General features: G+C 44.2%; 20 protein-coding genes. 18 read left to right on the plus strand and 2 right to left on the minus strand.

Annotation, left to right across the window (positions count from 1 at the left end; translation table 11 throughout):
- Window positions 1–48: 48 nt before the first annotated feature.
- Entirely contained in the window at window positions 49–396 is a 348-nt protein-coding gene (locus ASD24_RS06775; RefSeq protein WP_082560313.1) for a dehydrogenase, read from the minus strand.
- Between the two features lie 160 nt (window positions 397–556).
- Between ASD24_RS06775 and ASD24_RS06780 the strand changes: the two genes are divergently transcribed.
- From ASD24_RS06780 to ASD24_RS06860, 17 genes are all read left to right on the plus strand, one after another.
- Complete coding sequence (locus ASD24_RS06780; RefSeq protein WP_056693428.1) at window positions 557–1,174, plus strand: DedA family protein; 618 nt, start codon at window positions 557–559, stop codon at window positions 1,172–1,174.
- Window positions 1,174–1,743, plus strand: coding sequence for a thioredoxin family protein (locus ASD24_RS06785; protein ID WP_056693430.1), 570 nt, complete (start codon window positions 1,174–1,176; stop codon window positions 1,741–1,743). The genes ASD24_RS06780 and ASD24_RS06785 overlap by 1 nt, the downstream gene beginning before the upstream one ends.
- A gap of 6 nt (window positions 1,744–1,749) precedes the next feature.
- Complete coding sequence (locus ASD24_RS06790) at window positions 1,750–2,382, plus strand: MBL fold metallo-hydrolase (protein ID WP_056693432.1); 633 nt, start codon at window positions 1,750–1,752, stop codon at window positions 2,380–2,382.
- Between the two features lie 464 nt (window positions 2,383–2,846).
- On the plus strand, window positions 2,847–3,113 hold the full coding sequence (locus tag ASD24_RS06795; protein ID WP_056693435.1) for a hypothetical protein: 267 nt from the start codon (window positions 2,847–2,849) through the stop codon (window positions 3,111–3,113).
- 88 nt (window positions 3,114–3,201) lie between these two features.
- A complete protein-coding gene (sigY, locus tag ASD24_RS06800) occupies window positions 3,202–3,738 on the plus strand; it encodes an RNA polymerase sigma factor SigY (protein ID WP_056693440.1) in 537 nt (178 codons plus the stop codon).
- Window positions 3,731–4,063: a YxlC family protein gene (locus ASD24_RS06805; RefSeq protein WP_056693443.1), complete on the plus strand. Its 333-nt coding sequence runs from the start codon at window positions 3,731–3,733 to the stop codon at window positions 4,061–4,063. The genes sigY and ASD24_RS06805 overlap by 8 nt, the downstream gene beginning before the upstream one ends.
- Complete coding sequence (locus ASD24_RS06810) at window positions 4,056–4,271, plus strand: hypothetical protein (RefSeq protein ID WP_056693445.1); 216 nt, start codon at window positions 4,056–4,058, stop codon at window positions 4,269–4,271. Before ASD24_RS06805 ends, ASD24_RS06810 begins: the two co-directional genes overlap by 8 nt.
- Window positions 4,272–4,425: 154 nt before the next feature.
- A complete protein-coding gene (locus tag ASD24_RS06815) occupies window positions 4,426–4,809 on the plus strand; it encodes a hypothetical protein (protein WP_056693448.1) in 384 nt (127 codons plus the stop codon).
- A 269-nt stretch (window positions 4,810–5,078) separates the two neighbouring features.
- Complete coding sequence (gene gatC / locus ASD24_RS06820; RefSeq protein ID WP_056693450.1) at window positions 5,079–5,366, plus strand: Asp-tRNA(Asn)/Glu-tRNA(Gln) amidotransferase subunit GatC; 288 nt, start codon at window positions 5,079–5,081, stop codon at window positions 5,364–5,366.
- A gap of 27 nt (window positions 5,367–5,393) precedes the next feature.
- Window positions 5,394–6,851 carry an Asp-tRNA(Asn)/Glu-tRNA(Gln) amidotransferase subunit GatA gene (gene gatA, locus ASD24_RS06825; RefSeq protein WP_056693452.1) on the plus strand — a complete coding sequence of 486 codons (1,458 nt, stop codon included), beginning with the start codon at window positions 5,394–5,396 and terminating at the stop codon, window positions 6,849–6,851.
- Between the two features lie 26 nt (window positions 6,852–6,877).
- Window positions 6,878–8,317, plus strand: coding sequence for an Asp-tRNA(Asn)/Glu-tRNA(Gln) amidotransferase subunit GatB (gene gatB / locus ASD24_RS06830; protein WP_056693454.1), 1,440 nt, complete (start codon window positions 6,878–6,880; stop codon window positions 8,315–8,317).
- A gap of 216 nt (window positions 8,318–8,533) precedes the next feature.
- Window positions 8,534–8,962 (plus strand): GNAT family N-acetyltransferase, encoded by a 429-nt coding sequence (locus ASD24_RS06835; protein WP_056693529.1) that lies wholly within the window; start codon window positions 8,534–8,536, stop codon window positions 8,960–8,962.
- Between the two features lie 91 nt (window positions 8,963–9,053).
- Window positions 9,054–9,764, plus strand: coding sequence for an MgtC/SapB family protein (locus ASD24_RS06840; protein ID WP_056693456.1), 711 nt, complete (start codon window positions 9,054–9,056; stop codon window positions 9,762–9,764).
- A gap of 203 nt (window positions 9,765–9,967) precedes the next feature.
- Window positions 9,968–10,525: a hypothetical protein gene (locus ASD24_RS06845; RefSeq protein ID WP_056693532.1), complete on the plus strand. Its 558-nt coding sequence runs from the start codon at window positions 9,968–9,970 to the stop codon at window positions 10,523–10,525.
- Window positions 10,526–10,550: 25 nt separating this feature from the next.
- A complete protein-coding gene (locus tag ASD24_RS06850; RefSeq protein ID WP_056693460.1) occupies window positions 10,551–11,954 on the plus strand; it encodes a DUF4097 family beta strand repeat-containing protein in 1,404 nt (467 codons plus the stop codon).
- A gap of 170 nt (window positions 11,955–12,124) precedes the next feature.
- On the plus strand, window positions 12,125–12,547 hold the full coding sequence (gene perR / locus ASD24_RS06855; RefSeq protein WP_056693464.1) for a peroxide-responsive transcriptional repressor PerR: 423 nt from the start codon (window positions 12,125–12,127) through the stop codon (window positions 12,545–12,547).
- A gap of 108 nt (window positions 12,548–12,655) precedes the next feature.
- On the plus strand, window positions 12,656–14,407 hold the full coding sequence (locus tag ASD24_RS06860) for a glycosyl hydrolase family 18 protein (RefSeq protein WP_056693468.1): 1,752 nt from the start codon (window positions 12,656–12,658) through the stop codon (window positions 14,405–14,407).
- A gap of 214 nt (window positions 14,408–14,621) precedes the next feature.
- Here ASD24_RS06860 and ASD24_RS06865 read toward each other — a convergent pair whose 3' ends face one another.
- Window positions 14,622–14,993, minus strand: a complete 372-nt coding sequence (locus ASD24_RS06865) for a DUF2614 family zinc ribbon-containing protein (RefSeq protein ID WP_056693471.1) — start codon at window positions 14,991–14,993, stop codon at window positions 14,622–14,624.
- Window positions 14,994–15,115: 122 nt separating this feature from the next.
- Here ASD24_RS06865 and ASD24_RS06870 point away from each other — a divergent pair, with 122 nt between their 5' ends.
- Complete coding sequence (locus ASD24_RS06870) at window positions 15,116–15,997, plus strand: nucleotidyltransferase-like protein (RefSeq protein WP_056693472.1); 882 nt, start codon at window positions 15,116–15,118, stop codon at window positions 15,995–15,997.
- Window positions 15,998–16,490: the final 493 nt, after the last annotated feature.

Consider the following 16,490-nt stretch of genomic DNA (forward strand, 5'->3'; position numbering starts at 1 on the left):
GACAGGAAAATAGAAAAAAGCTGCTCCCGCTCTCTCGCTTTCACTTCTCTATAGTCGATAACCACCAAATGCCTGTTGAAATGCACGCTGAAGAGGCTCTAGCTCCACGCTCCATAATGCAGCAAGCTCTGAGCTTACGTCTGCGTTCCACCAATCACACAGTTTTTTGCGATTATCGCGATTTTCCCCGATCCAGAGCAGATTGCCAATCACTTTACCGTAATATAGCTCTTCTGCTTGCTTCATTAGTTCGGGGGAAACGTACAATTTGAGTCGTTTGGCTGTACGATATAACTCCTTGCTGCATGCGCGCCGAATGCCTCTTGCCGAGGGCAACTTCTGACCAGGCATGTTATGTTTTACCGGGGGAGTACCGGGTGTGGTTTTGCTTGACATCTCATCACGCTCCTCTTCCGATACCATATGCGGAGTTCCTCTTACAGGACACAATCCCAGTTGGGCAATGTAGCAACGTCTACAGCCCTGTGATAAAATAGGGACGAACATCCATAGTGCGAAAAGGCACTGCTAATCAGGATGAAGAAAGAGGGTTGAGATGGACGTTATTCATAACATAGTCAGCCAATTGTTCGATTGGATTCAAAGTCTTGGATACTTTGGGATCATGCTTGGATTAATGCTTGAGGTCATTCCAAGTGAAATTGTGCTGGCGTATGGAGGTTTTCTCGTATCACAGGGAAACATTAACTTTTTCGGTGCTATGATTTTCGGTACAGTTGGCGGTGTGCTTGCACAGCTATTTATTTACTGGATTGGCCGTTATGGCGGCAGACCTGTACTGGAACGCTACGGGAAATACATACTCATCCAGAAAAAACATATCGACCATTCCGAAGAGTGGTTCCGCAGGTATGGTACAGGTGTCATTTTCACGGCGCGGTTTGTTCCAGTGGTAAGGCATGCTATCTCAATCCCGGCTGGCATCACGAAAATGCATACAGGCAAATTCATCATGCTTACTACCCTCGCTGTTATACCTTGGACTGCTTTGTTTATATATTTAGGGATGATTCTTGGAGATCAATGGGAACATATTGATGAAAAAGCAGCACCGTACATTATGCCAATTTTACTTGTAGCTCTGGCTCTTATGATTATTTATGTACTAATTAAATGGATGAATGCTCGTAAAAAGAAGGGAAGTGTTGAGTAATGAGTAAACCTAACTTGTCTCACAAATTCGGTAAAGGTCTGCCTCCTAAAGAATTTATTGAGAGTATGACGAAGAACCAAAGTGAATTTCAGGCTAACTATGATAGCTTTACTTGGGCTAACGAAGAGGATCGTGAGTTTTTTGAGAGCCTTAACTACCGCGATGATCTGCGTGTGCTGATTCTTGCTGCGGACTGGTGCGGCGATGTTGTACGTAATATCCCGGTTGTGTTTCAGGCTCTAGAAATCTCTGGCATACCGACAGAAGTGCTTATTATGGAGAACCATCCAGAAGTGATGGATGAATTCCTGACTATGGGCGGACGTTCCGTGCCAATCGTTATTTTTGCAGACACAGGTGGTCATGTGCTTGGTCAGTGGGGACCACGTCCACAGCATGTACAAGAAGTAATGGTTGAGTTCAAACGTCTTAATCCAGATCGTGATGCGGCAGATTATCAGGATAATATTGCTGTGGCACGTCAGGAAATGGCTAAACGTTATGGGGAAGGAACGGAATCACATGCGGTTATCGTTAGCGAGCTGCGCGAACTGATTTCGGGTTATTGATCCAATATGTTGAAGATTCGTACATTTACACTAGGCCCGCTACAGACCAACGCATACCTTCTGCAGGGGGAAGATCCGGGCAAAGCAATAATCATTGACCCAGGAATGAACCCGGGTGCACTGGTGAAGGCGATTCAGGATTTGGAGATTGAAGCGATTGTGTTGACTCATGCTCATTTTGATCATATGGGCGGTGTGGACGAAATCCGTAAATTGAAGGGTTGTCCTGTCTACTTGCATGATCTGGAGAGCGATTGGTTGTCATCTCCGAAGTTAAATGGTTCGATGAACTGGCCACAAGCTACACCTCCGCTTTCGACAGAGCCTGCTGAATATGCGATGGATGAAGGACAGAAACTGAACTTCATCGGTCATACATTCCACGTATTCCATACTCCAGGTCATTCACCTGGTAGTGTGAGCTTGTTATGTGGTGAAGATCTATTTGCTGGGGATGTTCTATTCCGTATGGGCGTAGGAAGAACCGATCTAACAGGTGGACGCGAACGTGATCTGATCGATTCAATCCAGAATAAACTGTACACCTTTGGCGATGAGGTTAGAGTCCATCCTGGTCATGGACCCAAAACAACCATCGGATATGAGAAGCAGAATAATCCTTACGTATCTGCAAGGTAATTCGACAAGCTTATCGGCTGAAAGATAACAATCTGTCATTTTGATGAGAAGAAAGTCTGGACAAGTGACATTTTTTTCATTAGAATAGCAATTAGTTGTTACAAGCTGTACAGCATCATCTAACTGAAGCGTTAATCAGAAATACCCAACCTTGCGAAGCACGCAGACTGTGGTCTATACCCGGTTTGCGTTCTTTTTTTGTTTTCAGCACCTTTTTGCTTAGTAGATATACAGTTGGACAAGATTCGGCGGAGATAGACATGAGGACAGTGTTAGGCTATAGATTGGGCAAGATACATATGTAGACAAGAGGAATGAATGGGGAAGAGATTGTTTGAGAAGTGTATAGGTAGCGACACGTTTTAAGCTGTTTTGTTAGCAGTAATAAGAGCAAATAGTCAAGTGTAGAAGAAGAAGTGAAGTAAAAGCGAAAGTAGAAGTAACTAGAGGAGGAGGAAGTAGAAGTGGAGAAAAGACGAGTAATCCAGTTCGGAGAGCGTAACGAACAGTACGTTATTGAAGAAGGTCGTCGAATGGAGAACAATAGATTAGATTTGGTCGTAGAGCGGTCTCAAGTACATAACCAGAGTATGCAAATGAATAACAGTAATCTTCAAATAAACGAAACGTTAGAACAGAAGCACGATTTATGGAAAAGTCGGTTGTTAAAGAATCAAGCAAGGAAGCAACCCTGGTTTATTAAACTGCAAGAACACCGCAATGAAATCTGATCGTGAAAAAGTTTGAACTATCCTTTGAACGTTTATGGATTTCATTTCGTACTATCTTTACATGAACGGGAAGCAGGTGATAGGCCAGATGAAGGCAGCCGAATTGGAGGAAGTTCGCAGAGCGGCAGAAGGAGACGACAGTGCACTGGCTGAGTTATTACAACGTCACTATGCATTTGTATATAAGTATCTCGTTAAAGTGACAATGGATCCGAGTCTTGCAGAAGAGACGGTACAAGATACGATGATTCGATGCATGGAGAATATTCATCGGTATGATGGATCGTCTGCTTTCTCATCTTGGATGATTACGATTGCGACACGTATTTATATTGACAAGACACGACGTAGACGCAGAGAACAGAACTGGCTAGAAGTCATCCGGAATCAGGCGATTAGGAAATTGCGCTGGCAATTTGAACGTCGCAATGAGGAATGGACGGATGTTATGGATGCTATGACCAGACTAACACCTGAACATCGGATTGCAGTCCTTCTGAAACATTATTACGGCTACGGATATGATGAAATTGGTCAGATGTTAGATATACCATCTGGGACGGCGAAGTCGCGGACAGCGTATGGTCTTCGTCAATTGAGAAAGGAGCTACAGGAATATGAATAGATCGGATGAGCAGGTTGAGCGGGAAATGCTAGAACGATTGAATCAACAGATGAAGGTGCTGGACGAAGCATATGAACCTGTGAATATTCCTTCATTAGTGTCACTTGAAGCCCAAGTTAAGGAACGAAGACAGAGTAAACGCCGAGCGGATCGGGTGGAAATGCTCTTGTTCTGGTTGGTTGGCATAATGCTTCTCACGTTAGGTGCATTATTAATCCGTTCCTCTCCTGCGGTTTATTTGGGTATTCAGGTACTCAGTGTGGTAGTAGCCATTGCCATAGCGTTGATATTAGTAGGAAAACGGAAGGAGACTACACATGAATAATTTCCGTTATCCTCTGGAAGAAGTACCCTTGGTCTGGATTGTCATTATCGCCGTTCTGTTGCTAATTCAGGGTACATGGATCTTTCAAGATGCACGCAGACGTGGACGTTTCCCTTGGTTATGGGGATTGTGGGGTATTACCGGATTTCCAACACCTCTTATTGTGTATTGGTTTGTAGTTATTCGTTCCAATCGTAGATTGCGATAATAAGTACAGAACAGTAATGATCATTTGCATAATAACGCTCCAAAAAAAGATTTTGCACAAATATGTTGTATAATTCTAGTATTCCTAGACATCGCTATTCTTTTCTAGTAGACTATACAAATAATTAAAAGTTAGACTACCAGGAGGTTAGACGATGCTACGTTTAGGAGAGAAGGTTGTCATCGTCGCGGATGCGTTTGAGCAGAATCTTCCTGTGGGGGAATATGGATTCATCATCGCTTATGACCGGAATCCGGACAATGCGTTCGATTACGTGCTTCGAGTACCGCAAATGAACCGGAACTTTTTTGTTCCAGCCGGTGACGTTGATCTGGAAGAGGTTCTACTGAAGCAAGAAGCTGAGCGGGTCGAGCGAGAAGCGTTGATAGATTACGCCCTTGCGACACACAATGAGAAGCTGTTTCATCATCTGATGAACGGAGATTTTCAAGCTGTGGAAGAGGAAGAGGAAACCGCGGACGAAGTGATGTCACAAGCGGATTTTATAAAGCAGGTTAATCTGCGAGCATGGATTTAGAGAGTCGGCTGATGCCGACTCTTTTTTATTAGTTAGAGGTTAGTTATAGGAGAAGGAAGAGAATGAAGTTTAGACTGAGCATCCTCGTAGATTTGCTTCATATTGTGGTGTTATTTTGCATATTACACAAGTCTCGGGTCTTTGCATTGAATTGTCGAACTATCTCCCCTATAATAAAAAAAGTTATCTTGGGACTTTAGCCCGTTAAACGAGCGATTCGTTTTAGGCGGTTCCGGGAAGTTGAACGAAATGAAGGAGGCCATCCGAAAATGAGTATTTCAAACAATGACGTTCAGCATGTGGCCAAGCTGGCTAGGCTTAATCTGACTTCTGATGAAGAGCAGATGCTGACAGGACAGTTGAACGCGATCTTAAAATATGCAGAGAAGCTGAATGAGCTGAACACAGACGACATTGCACCTACCAGTCACGTCCTGCACGTAAGCAATGTGATGCGTGATGATGAGACAAAAGAAAGTTTGTCAATTGAACAGGTTATGCACAATGCCCCGGATGAAGAAGAAGGCCAATTCAAAGTGCCTGCTGTAATGGAATAATCGATAAGCGGAAGGAGGACGAACATCGTGAGTTTATTTGAACAATCGTTGCCGGAGATACATAACAAGCTGCACGCCAAGGAGTTGTCGGTCAGCGATCTCGTGAATCAGGCATATGAGAACATTGGTGTACGTGAAGATAAGGTAAAGGCATATTTGGCATTGGATGAGGAACGGGCTCGTGCCCGTGCCCGCCAGTTGGATGACCGTCTTGTTAGTGGAGAGGAAAAAGGTCTGCTCTTTGGATTGCCAGTAGGGATTAAGGACAATATCGTTACGAACGGATTGCGTACAACATGTGCTAGCCAATTTTTGAGTAATTTCGACCCGGTGTATGATGCAACGGTAGTAGAGAAGCTTAGAGCGGCAGATACTGTGACGATCGGTAAATTGAACATGGATGAATTCGCTATGGGTGGTTCAAATGAAAATTCAAGCTTCTATCCTGTTCGTAACCCATGGGCACTGGATCGTGTCCCAGGTGGATCGAGCGGTGGGTCGGCAGCAGCTGTTGCAGCTGGAGAGGCATACTTCACACTTGGATCAGATACAGGTGGTTCAATTAGACAGCCAGCTTCGTATTGCGGCGTAGTTGGTCTGAAGCCAACGTATGGATTAGTATCTCGTTTCGGTCTGGTAGCCTTTGCATCTTCATTGGATCAGATCGGACCATTGACCAAAAATGTCGAAGATTCTGCCTATGTCCTGCAAGCCATTGCTGGTTATGATGCCAAAGATTCGACATCAGCAAAAGTCGACATTCCCGATTATTTGAGTGGTCTTACCGGCGATGTCAAAGGGCTTCGTATTGCTGTACCGAAGGAATACATCGGTGAAGGTGTTGATCCAGAGGTTAAAGACAAGGTTATGGCGGCACTTAAGGTGCTGGAAGGGCTTGGAGCAACTTGGGAAGAAGTATCACTCCCGCATACTGAATATGCAGTTGCTACGTATTACTTGCTGTCTTCCTCCGAAGCTTCATCGAACCTTGCTCGGTTTGATGGTGTTCGTTATGGCGTGCGTGCAGAGAATCCTGAAAATCTACTCGATCTGTATCATCAGTCCCGTAGTCAGGGCTTTGGGCCAGAGGTTAAACGACGCATCATGCTGGGTACGTATGCACTTAGCTCCGGATACTACGATGCTTATTACCTGAAAGCACAGAAAGTACGTACATTGATCAAGCAAGATTTCGACAATGTATTTGCTAAATATGATGTGATTATCGGACCGACGGCTCCGACAACTGCGTTCAAACTAGGTTCTCAAGTGGATGATCCGCTGACCATGTACCTTAATGATATTCTGACGATTCCGGTCAGTCTTGCTGGTGTACCTGCAGTTAGCATCCCATGTGGTTTCTCGGATGGACTTCCTGTTGGTATGCAGATTATTGGTAAAGCCTTTGATGAAACAACCGTACTGCGTGTAGCGCATGCGTTTGAACAAAATACGGAATTCCACAAACAGCGTCCGCAGCTGTAGACTGCCCGGAACGGAGGAATATAGAAATGTCCGCATCTAAATATGAAACGGTCGTTGGACTTGAGGTTCACGTCGAGTTGCACACGAACTCCAAAATTTTCTGTGGTTGCTCCACAGCCTTTGGAGCACCGCCTAATACGCATACTTGCCCTGTCTGTCTCGGGCACCCAGGTGTATTGCCTGTATTGAATCGTCAAGCAGTTGATTACGCGATGAAAGCCGCAATGGCTCTGAACTGTACGATTGCTGATGTTAGTAAGTTTGACCGTAAAAACTACTTCTACCCGGATTCACCAAAAGCGTACCAAATCTCACAATTTGATCAACCTATTGGTGAGAACGGTTGGATTGATATCGAAGTGAATGGTGAAACGAAACGAATCGGCATTACCCGTCTCCATTTGGAGGAAGATGCAGGTAAGCTTACTCACGTTGATGGCGGCTATGCTTCATTAGTTGACTTTAACCGTGTAGGCACACCGCTTGTCGAGATTGTATCTGAACCAGAGATTTCTTCACCTGAAGAAGCACGAGCTTATCTTGAGAAGCTGCGTGCAATTATGCAATATTGTGAAGTGTCTGATGTGAAGATGGAAGAAGGCTCGCTTCGTTGTGATGCCAACATCAGTTTGCGTCCACATGGACAAGAGAAGCTGGGTACACGGGCTGAGCTCAAAAACATGAACTCCTTCCGGGGTGTTCAGCGTGGTTTGGAATATGAACAATTCCGCCAAGCTGAGATCCTGGATGATGGTGGTGAAGTGGTGCAAGAGACTCGTCGTTGGGACGAGGCACAAGGCAAAACACTAACCATGCGTGGCAAAGAGCAGGCGCATGACTATCGTTATTTCCCAGATCCTGATCTAGTTAACCTGCATATTGATGATGCTTGGAAAGAACGGATTAGAGCTTCAATTCCTGAGCTTCCAGACCAGCTTAAAGCTCGCTACACTGCGGATTATGGCCTGCCAAGTTATGATGCTGAGGTTATTACTTCATCCAAAGCGATTGCAGATCTTTTTGAAGATAGTTTGAAATACACACAAGATGCCAAAACGGTATCTAACTGGATCATGGGAGAATTGCTCGCTCACTTGAACACCAGTAACTTAGAGTTGTCTCAGGTTCCACTGACAGGACAAGGTCTAGGTGAGATGATCGGACTGCTTGAGAAGGGCACAATTAGCAGTAAGATTGCCAAAACAGTATTTAAAGAAATGCTGGAAAGTGGTAAACTTCCACAACAAATCGTTGAAGAGAAGGGTCTTGTCCAAATTAGTGACGAGGGAGCCATTCTTACCATTGTTGAGCAGGTTGTTGCAAACAACCCTCAATCCGTTGAGGATTACAAGGCTGGTAAACAAAAAGCTATCGGTTTCTTGGTTGGTCAGGTTATGAAAGAAAGTAAGGGGAAAGCCAATCCAGGCTTGGCCAATAAACTACTGACAGACGTACTGAACCGCTAATCCAGCCGGTGAGACCGGATAGAAAGAGGCTCGTCCCTGCGACAGCCTCTTTTTTGTAAAACAAATTGAAGATAGCGACGCTAGAAACAAGTTCTATCTATGGAATAGGCATGTACATGTTTTTTATAGCTAGGTACCTTATTCACACGGTCATAATGTATATTGTGCAGGAGGAGATGAGGGAAAGTGCATATCCAAGCTTTGGCATTAGACGAGATGGAGACAGTGAGCCAGCTCTGGCGGCTTCAGCATGTGGCTTATCGATTAGAAGCTGAAATTATCGGATTTCAAGAGATCCCACCTCTGATGGATACGATAGAGACACTCCAGAACTGTGGTGAGACTTTTTATGGTTGCATGGATGCTGAGGGTGAGCTTCTTGGTGCTGTCGCCGTAGCGAAGGAAGAGGAAAATACGTTGACGATTACACGGATGATGGTGCATCCGAATCATTTTCGTCAAGGGATCGCAGCTGCATTAATGTCTCATGTGTTTGAGCAGTATCCCCATGTGCCTCGATATATCGTGTCTACAGGCACCTTGAACCAACCCGCAGTGAATCTGTACACTAAATTTGGCTTCAAACCTGTAGAGGTTGTGCAGATTGCGCCTGGCGTGGAGCTAACGACGTTTCACAAGAGTTAGTCTCATCTTAGGTATGACAACATTAGTTGGGGAATAAATATTAGATATTAACGATTAAAGATGTTAACAACTTGGAGGGGGAACACTGGCTTTGGGTAATCCTTGGTTTATTGATGAATGGCATATTTTGTTACGGTTATTGCTTGCGATGTTACTAGGAGGGCTTGTAGGTTTAGAACGTGAACGTTCCAATCATGCGGCTGGTTTACGTACGCATATCCTGGTATGTCTTGGCTCGGCATTAATTATGATGTTATCTGTTTATGGATTTAAAGATTTTGCAAATGAAATAAATGTACGGATCGATCCGGCACGTCTAGCGACGGCGGTTATTACGGGTGTCGGATTTTTGGGAGCAGGAACGATTCTTTTCACCGGAAAATCAATCACTGGTTTAACGACTGCAGCATCAATCTGGGTGGTTGCAGCCATTGGGCTAGCCGCAGGCGCGGGATTCTTTTTTGCATCCATCGTATCCACGGTCTTAGTTCTGCTTAATCTCTGGGTATTTAATAAGCTGGAGTTAAGGTACATTCGAGGTAACAAGCTTCATGTCGTCACACTCCATACGTTATCTGAACCCGGTTTTCTGGAGCAGATCTCTTCCTTTTTGGAGCATGAGAAGATTAAAATACGCAAAATTACAGTAAATGAACAAGACTTGGCTTATGCAGAAATGGTCTCCGTCGAGCGTAAAATTGAAGTTGTCCTGCATGTTCATGTGCCACATGATTATAGTACAGTACAGCTTGTATCCAAATTGAGAGAGCGAGAACATATTACCAAGGTATCTGTAGAATAAATGAATCCAACCCTCCCAGGCCAGTAGTGGCGGAGGGTTTTTGGTTGTATCCATTTTTATTCCAGTTACTCTTCTGCCGCTTTAGGGTACTATCTAACCAAATGCACGAAGAGCGTGAACATCATTTTTTGAGAAAGGGGCATGTCATGGTAAGCAAGAAGCAACCCAGAAAACAGAAGAGTCAACCTCGAAAAAATAGAAATATGACTCAAAACAAATTCATACGGAATCGAACACATAAATTCCTCGCAGGGCTATTAAGTGCCATTATTCCGGGCGTGGGGCATATTTATTTGCGGCTATATATGAGAGGTCTTACGTTTATGCTGCTCATTCTACTGGACTTGTCGGCGCTCTTGTATTTCTCATCGATCGGTATACAGATTAACGTACCACTGTTGATCCTGCTGGCTTTATGTATTCCAATAATCTATTTCTACAATGTGTATGATGTATTACAATCGGCAGACTGGGTTATGATGCGCAGGCGTAGAGTGAGTGTACTTGGAGGCTCGGACAAGCCTGAACCGAATGAGCGGGCTACCGGAGAAGCGCTTATGGTCTGGGAAAGAGGGATATCATTTGGACTGTTGCTCATTGTAGGCGGAGCACTCATGGTATTGTTCTTCCGTAAACCTCGTTGGTTCCAAGAGGTCTTGGCGCTGTATGGAGGATATGTGTTTGCAGTCTTGTTAATTATAGGTGGCTTAATTATATTTGGGCGTGAAATATGGGGTATGCTGCGTAAAACGAAAGTGTAAATGACGTTATCTAGGAGGGGAAACGATGAACCGTAAAATCCGAGTTGGTCGCTATACGGCTGCCTCCTTAATCATAACAGTTGGTGTTCTATTGATTATGGATAAGCAGTGGGGAACCGACTATTTCTATGAAATTGTGGATTGGTGGCCATTGCTGCTCATTGCACTTGGTTTCGAGTGCATCCTATTATTTCTCTGGTTTCTTCGCAAGAGAAAGACCTTAACAGAGGAAGTAAAGGGCGAGAAGGTGAAAATGCGTTTTAGACCGGATGCGAAAGGTATATTGGCATCTCTTGTGCTTACGGCTTCTGTGTTCATCGTGACAGAGCAGGATCATTACATGCATTTATGGAACAGGGTGAGTCTCAATCTCGGAGCCGCATCAATGGACTATAGCCAAGCTGCTGGATACATGCAAGATAAAGGAACCATACGTATACCCGTAGAGATGGAAACTTCGGATATTGTCGTTCAAGGCGTAAATGGAGATATTGCGTTCCAGCGCGGAGACACAGATGAAATTGAAGTGCGTACGGTTGTCTGGGTGGACAATACGTCAGAGGTACAGGCTAAGGCTGTAGCAGATGCTTCTTTTGTTGAGACAGAGGGTACGAAAGTTATTTATATCAAAGCTACGGGCAAGACTTATGGAGAAAATGAAAAAACACAGCCACGTATGAATATGACTATTACTGTCCCGGATGATCGTCGTTTTAATCTGGACATTCGCACATCCAATGGTGCGATCTTATTGAACCGTCCTGAAGCGATCAGCACTATTATGGCTGAGACGGGAAACGGACGTATTCGAATTACGAATGCGGTTGGTGATATTTCAGGCAAAACACTGAATGGTGATGTCATTGTAGCTAATGCGATTGGCAATGTTGACCTGGATAGTAATCGAGGAGATATGAAAGCTCGTGGGGTATCTGGAGATGTGGATTTAACGACACAAGTGGGCAGTATCAGTATTACCGATTCTGTTGGTGAGTTTACGGCGGAGACTAGAAACGGGAATATCAACTTGGACAATGCGAATCTGGGCATCAGAGCTCAATCGTTAAATGGGAGCATCAGCATTACTTCGACCAAAATAGGCGGCGATTGGGAAGTGTACAGTGCGGTCGGCGCAATTAATATATTGATACCGAATCAAGGTGACTATAAACTGAATGGCTCCAGCAGCTATGGCGACCTATTAACAGATTTACCGTTTACAGTGCGGAACAAAACAATTGAAGGTCAATTAGGCGAAGGGGAATATACGGTTAAAGTTGAAGGGAACAGCGATCTGACGATCAATGAGAATCCTGAAGTCATGTCACCCAGTGTAGATGTACAAAATGTAGAAGATACAGGGGATGACGTGGAACAGACGGGTGAGAATGAGCAAAATTCCCAGGACAATCCACCGGAAGTTCCGTGACTGCCGCGTTGACAACAAACTTGTAGTCGCCGTACAATAACTATCATAAGGTAAGGTGACACGGTGGGATAGACGGTTGGCCGTTGTTCCTGCCTAAGATCAAACTCTGAATGGCGTTACATGATGATGTGATCTTCATTTAGAGAACGAAAGGTAAGGCGGTGGGTTTTATGGCAACACGTGTCCAACATGCGTTGGAGCATCTGAAAACGACCGGTGTCCGTATTACACCCCAGCGTCATGCCATATTGAATTATCTGATGGAATCTATGGGGCATCCAACAGCCGATGAAATTTACCGTGCGCTTGAACCCCAATTTCCCAGTATGAGCGTGGCGACTGTATATAACAATTTGAAGATGTTTTTGGAAGCCGGCATGGTTCGGGAATTAACATACGGAGACAATTCAAGTCGCTTCGATGCCAATGTCACGGATCATTATCATGTGATATGTGATCAATGCGGCAAGATTGAAGATTTCAGCTATCCTTCGTTAAAAAGCGTGGAGCTGCAGGCGGAGACAAGTACTGGATTTGAAGTACATGGTCACCGACTAGAAGTCTATGGTGTATGTAAAAGTTGCAGGACTTAAGAGAGTTGAATTACAATATTAACGTGTGGAATTCGGTTGAATTCTTCACGTTTTTTGTTTTTAAGGCTATTAGATGATGTTATGTATGCATAATGATTAAGATTCAGCATGAATAACGGAGGTAGACTGTTGAGTAGAAAAAACAGATATACACGTCAGAAACGTCGCTCGTTCTGGCCTGGTTTACTTGGGGCTTGTATCGTTGCGGGTGCTGCTTACTGGCTCATTACGAATGTATGGCTTAATCCAACTTATGAAGAGCCCGATTGGATTGGGATGAAACAACCTATTTTTGTAGAAGGACAGCGTATGGAAGGGCAGGCTTCAGGTTCAGGAAACGAGCTCAAGCTACCCATTAGCGTACTGCAGGATGTAATTGATCCAGGCATTCGTTATGAAGCTGCTACAGGTGATATTATACTTGCTTCACCCCAACGAGTGCTGCATATGAAGGTAGACAGCACACAAGCAGAATTGAATCATAAGGACTTTCCGATGTCGGTAAAGCCGGAGGTAGTAGGGGATGAAGCCTATATTCCGCTTAAACCATTGAAGGAGGTCTATGGCATATCTATACAAGAAGATTCTACAACCGGTGCAGTTTTACTTATGCGTGGGGGAGATACCATACAATATGCTACGGTGAATACTGGATCGACCAAAGCAGATAAGACGGTTCCGCTGTACAAGCAAGGGGGAGAGCGTTCTCCTATAATTGCCGATATGCTGCAAGATGACCGAGTGAGGGTGTGGCAGACGGGGGATGAACAAAGTTTTGTACAGCTCGACAATGGATATGCCGGTTACATGGACAACAAAAACATTACCCTTACTGAGCAAAAGGAGCTGGACAAGCCCCAATTCACACTTACTGCAGCTGAGAAGAAATGGCAGACTAAGCCTGTAAACTTGGTATGGGAGGCAGTCTATAATCGGCAACCAGACATTTCGTCTATTGGCAAGTTGCCAGGAGTGAATGTAGTTAGTCCAACCTGGTTCCATATTACAGATGGGCAAGGTAACCTGAGAAGTAAGGCAGATAAGAGCTACGTCAACTGGGCTCACCGCTCTGGCAAGGAAGTATGGGGATTGATCGACAATAGTTTTGATCCGGATATTACGAAGGAAGCAATGGCAACGTATGAGACACGTACTCATATTATTGAGCAGATGTTAACGTATGCGCAGACCTATCAGCTGGACGGGATCAATATTGATTTTGAGAATGTCTATACAGATGACGGACCTAACATAACTCAATTTGTGCGTGAAATTAAAGCGATGGCACGTATTCATGGTTTGATGCTCTCTGTTGATGTAACGCCAAAATCCAACAGTGAGATGTGGTCAGCTTTTCTAGATCGTCGTTCACTGGGATCCTTCGCTGACTATATTGTTGTGATGGCTTATGATGAACACTGGGCTGCAAGTCCAAAGGCGGGATCAGTAGCATCACTGCCATGGACAGAGGCATCTATGCGCCGTATTTTAGAAGAAGACGAAGTGCCTGCCAATAAATTAATTATGGCCGTTCCGTTATACACACGGATATGGACTGAAGAGAAGAATGAACAGGGAGAAATCAAGGTGTCTTCGAAGGCAGTAGGTATGAATACTGTTACAGATCTGATTAAGGAAAAGAAATTAAAGCCTGTGCTGGATCAAGCCAGTGGACAGAACTATGTGGAATATGAGGAAGATGGCGCAACGAAGAAAATATGGATAGAAGACGCCGTGTCTCTCCAGGCACGTGTGGATCTGATTGATTCGCTGGAACTGGGCGGCGTTGCTGCGTGGAACCGTAGTTTTGCAAACGCCTCTGCCTGGGAAGTGCTGAAACAAGCTGGCTATGGCAAATGAACTTATTCTAACTCATCATTGTTACACCATTAAGAATCTAATGAACAAGCAATGGACTTATAATCTTCGTTTCATTAATCCAATTGTAGAATACAAAAAGACCCGGAGTAATCATTCCGGGTCTTTTTGTTATTGAAATCTTGTGGGTACTAACAACGTTCGCGAATGATGGGTATCTAAGGAGCTGAGTGTATCTTTCTCGGCTGTATAATTCCTAGTCTGTACTTGAAGGAGAAGGCGCTTTCAGTTGTGGGGCGATCGTATTGGCCTGCTTGGGATCTAGGGTGAGGATGGTATGACAGAACATGCAACGATCTGTTTTGCCCAGCATTTTGGTTAATTTGCCGCACTCTGGACAATCAACTTGCACGGCACTCGTTGACAGCATGCCTGCCCAAAAGTAGATCGCTAGACTAGCCAGCATAGCAATCAGCCCAATAACGAGTCCTACAGCAGCAAATATCTTGCCAGCATGTCCCCAGAATACAATTCCGGCCGTACCCAGGACCATTAGACCCATACCTAGCATGGTAAGCAACAGTCCCCAAGTGCGAAAAGCATTAATTTTAGCTGATTTAAAAATCATGAAAAATGCTCCTAACGTATGAGTAGTATCGTATCTGGAAAAGAAGGAAACTTCAGCCTGCTTGTAGAATTATATTATAACTGACTTGGCGCATATCTGCCATGAATTGTATGGAGGGACTCGTGGAATTAAAGAACCTAGCTTTTTTATCCGGACAGTCGGAAGAGACGGGAGCAGTTGGGGCTATCGCTTATTCCCACCCGGGAGAGCGATTCCACGGCTCCCTGATTCAGGATTTCGAATTGCTTGTACTTATTATATGTGAATCAGATGAGGTTGCATCCAAGGTAGGGCACTATAAATATGGTGATCTGCGTTATCAGATTATGTATGCAAGTAGACACGAGCTGCGAAGCAGTGTGATTACAGGGGACAATGACAACATGATGCAATGTCTGATAGAAGGAGAGATCATCTGGGAAGTTGACGGTGCCATAAGTGCACTGCGAGATGAGTTATCTACTTTTAGCAAAGAATTGCGAGAGCAAAAGCTTCTACATGAATTCGCTAGTTTTCTTAGAATGTATGTGGAGTCGAAACGCTACATTCAGGAAGGGCATGTGGTAGATGCGTATTATAATGTACTTGAGGCTCTAGGGAACTGGGCTAGAATCGTATTAATCGAACAGGGGATATACCCGGATCATGCTGTCTGGACACATGTACAGAGCTTGGATCGAGCATTGTGGAAGCTATATCAGGAACTTACCGTCAGCTCAGAGACACTGGAGCAACGTGTGGAGCTTGTTCTACTAGCCTGCGAGTTCTCTGTCATGTCCAAAATGAGTGAATGCTCGGGACTGCTTCTACGTGTGCTAGGTAGCCGTAAAGAACCTTGGAGTATGGATGAACTTGTACATCATCCTCAATTAAGGTTTGTTGCCAAAGATCTTCCGCTTATTCTGCGTAAGCTGGTTTTCCGTTCATTAGTAAAAGAATCACCTGGCTGGCCTTCCTTGATTGGGGGAGAAGGGCGCGAGATCCGTTACTGGATTGAGAATTAAATGACTGCTGCACTCAACAGTTTTACTGTGTAAAAAAGAGGAGGGGAAACCTTCCTTTTTTGTTTGTTTAATAATTTATAAAAAAATGTTGACTCTTAATTATGATTTGTGATACATTATATTTCGTTCCTCAAACGAAGAATGTTGTAACAGACAGTCAGATTCTGCTGAAGAACATCGAGAACAAAATGCTTCGAAAAAAGAAGTTAAAAAAAAGTTCTTGACGAAAACGAACGAAATGTGTTACATTATAAAAGTCGCCGCTGAAAACGTGGTTGACACGAAAATGAGTAACATGATTCAAGTTTGATCTTTGAAAACTGAACAACGAGTGAGTAACGATCTTGCTTGCAAGATCGACGCTGAGAAATCGTACATGTCTTCGGACTGGATGATTTTGAAGCACAAATGAGATTTTTAATCTCGTCAGTTTCAAAATGAGCTAATCGCTCTTTTCAATACTTTATTGGAGAGTTTGATCCTGGCTCAGGAC

Origin of the sequence: Paenibacillus sp. Root52 (assembly GCF_001426865.1) — a bacterium.
GTDB lineage: Bacteria > Bacillota > Bacilli > Paenibacillales > Paenibacillaceae > Paenibacillus.

Bases quoted from the DNA above. Each gene is read 5' to 3' on its own strand.
- gatC (WP_056693450.1), top strand. From the start codon at position 5,079: ATGAGTATTTCAAACAATGACGTTCAGCATGTGGCCAAGCTGGCTAGG.
- ASD24_RS06850 (WP_056693460.1), top strand. From the start codon at position 10,551: ATGAACCGTAAAATCCGAGTTGGTCGCTATACGGCTGCCTCCTTAATC.
- sigY (WP_056693440.1), top strand. From the start codon at position 3,202: ATGAAGGCAGCCGAATTGGAGGAAGTTCGCAGAGCGGCAGAAGGAGAC.
- ASD24_RS06790 (WP_056693432.1), top strand. From the start codon at position 1,750: ATGTTGAAGATTCGTACATTTACACTAGGCCCGCTACAGACCAACGCA.
- perR (WP_056693464.1), top strand. From the start codon at position 12,125: ATGGCAACACGTGTCCAACATGCGTTGGAGCATCTGAAAACGACCGGT.
- ASD24_RS06860 (WP_056693468.1), top strand. From the start codon at position 12,656: ATGAATAACGGAGGTAGACTGTTGAGTAGAAAAAACAGATATACACGT.
- ASD24_RS06780 (WP_056693428.1), top strand. From the start codon at position 557: ATGGACGTTATTCATAACATAGTCAGCCAATTGTTCGATTGGATTCAA.
- ASD24_RS06785 (WP_056693430.1), top strand. From the start codon at position 1,174: ATGAGTAAACCTAACTTGTCTCACAAATTCGGTAAAGGTCTGCCTCCT.
- ASD24_RS06805 (WP_056693443.1), top strand. From the start codon at position 3,731: ATGAATAGATCGGATGAGCAGGTTGAGCGGGAAATGCTAGAACGATTG.
- ASD24_RS06815 (WP_056693448.1), top strand. From the start codon at position 4,426: ATGCTACGTTTAGGAGAGAAGGTTGTCATCGTCGCGGATGCGTTTGAG.
- ASD24_RS06865 (WP_056693471.1), bottom strand. From the start codon at position 14,993: ATGATTTTTAAATCAGCTAAAATTAATGCTTTTCGCACTTGGGGACTG.
- ASD24_RS06775 (WP_082560313.1), bottom strand. From the start codon at position 396: ATGTCAAGCAAAACCACACCCGGTACTCCCCCGGTAAAACATAACATG.
- gatB (WP_056693454.1), top strand. From the start codon at position 6,878: ATGTCCGCATCTAAATATGAAACGGTCGTTGGACTTGAGGTTCACGTC.
- ASD24_RS06810 (WP_056693445.1), top strand. From the start codon at position 4,056: ATGAATAATTTCCGTTATCCTCTGGAAGAAGTACCCTTGGTCTGGATT.
- ASD24_RS06835 (WP_056693529.1), top strand. From the start codon at position 8,534: ATGGAGACAGTGAGCCAGCTCTGGCGGCTTCAGCATGTGGCTTATCGA.
- ASD24_RS06845 (WP_056693532.1), top strand. From the start codon at position 9,968: ATGACTCAAAACAAATTCATACGGAATCGAACACATAAATTCCTCGCA.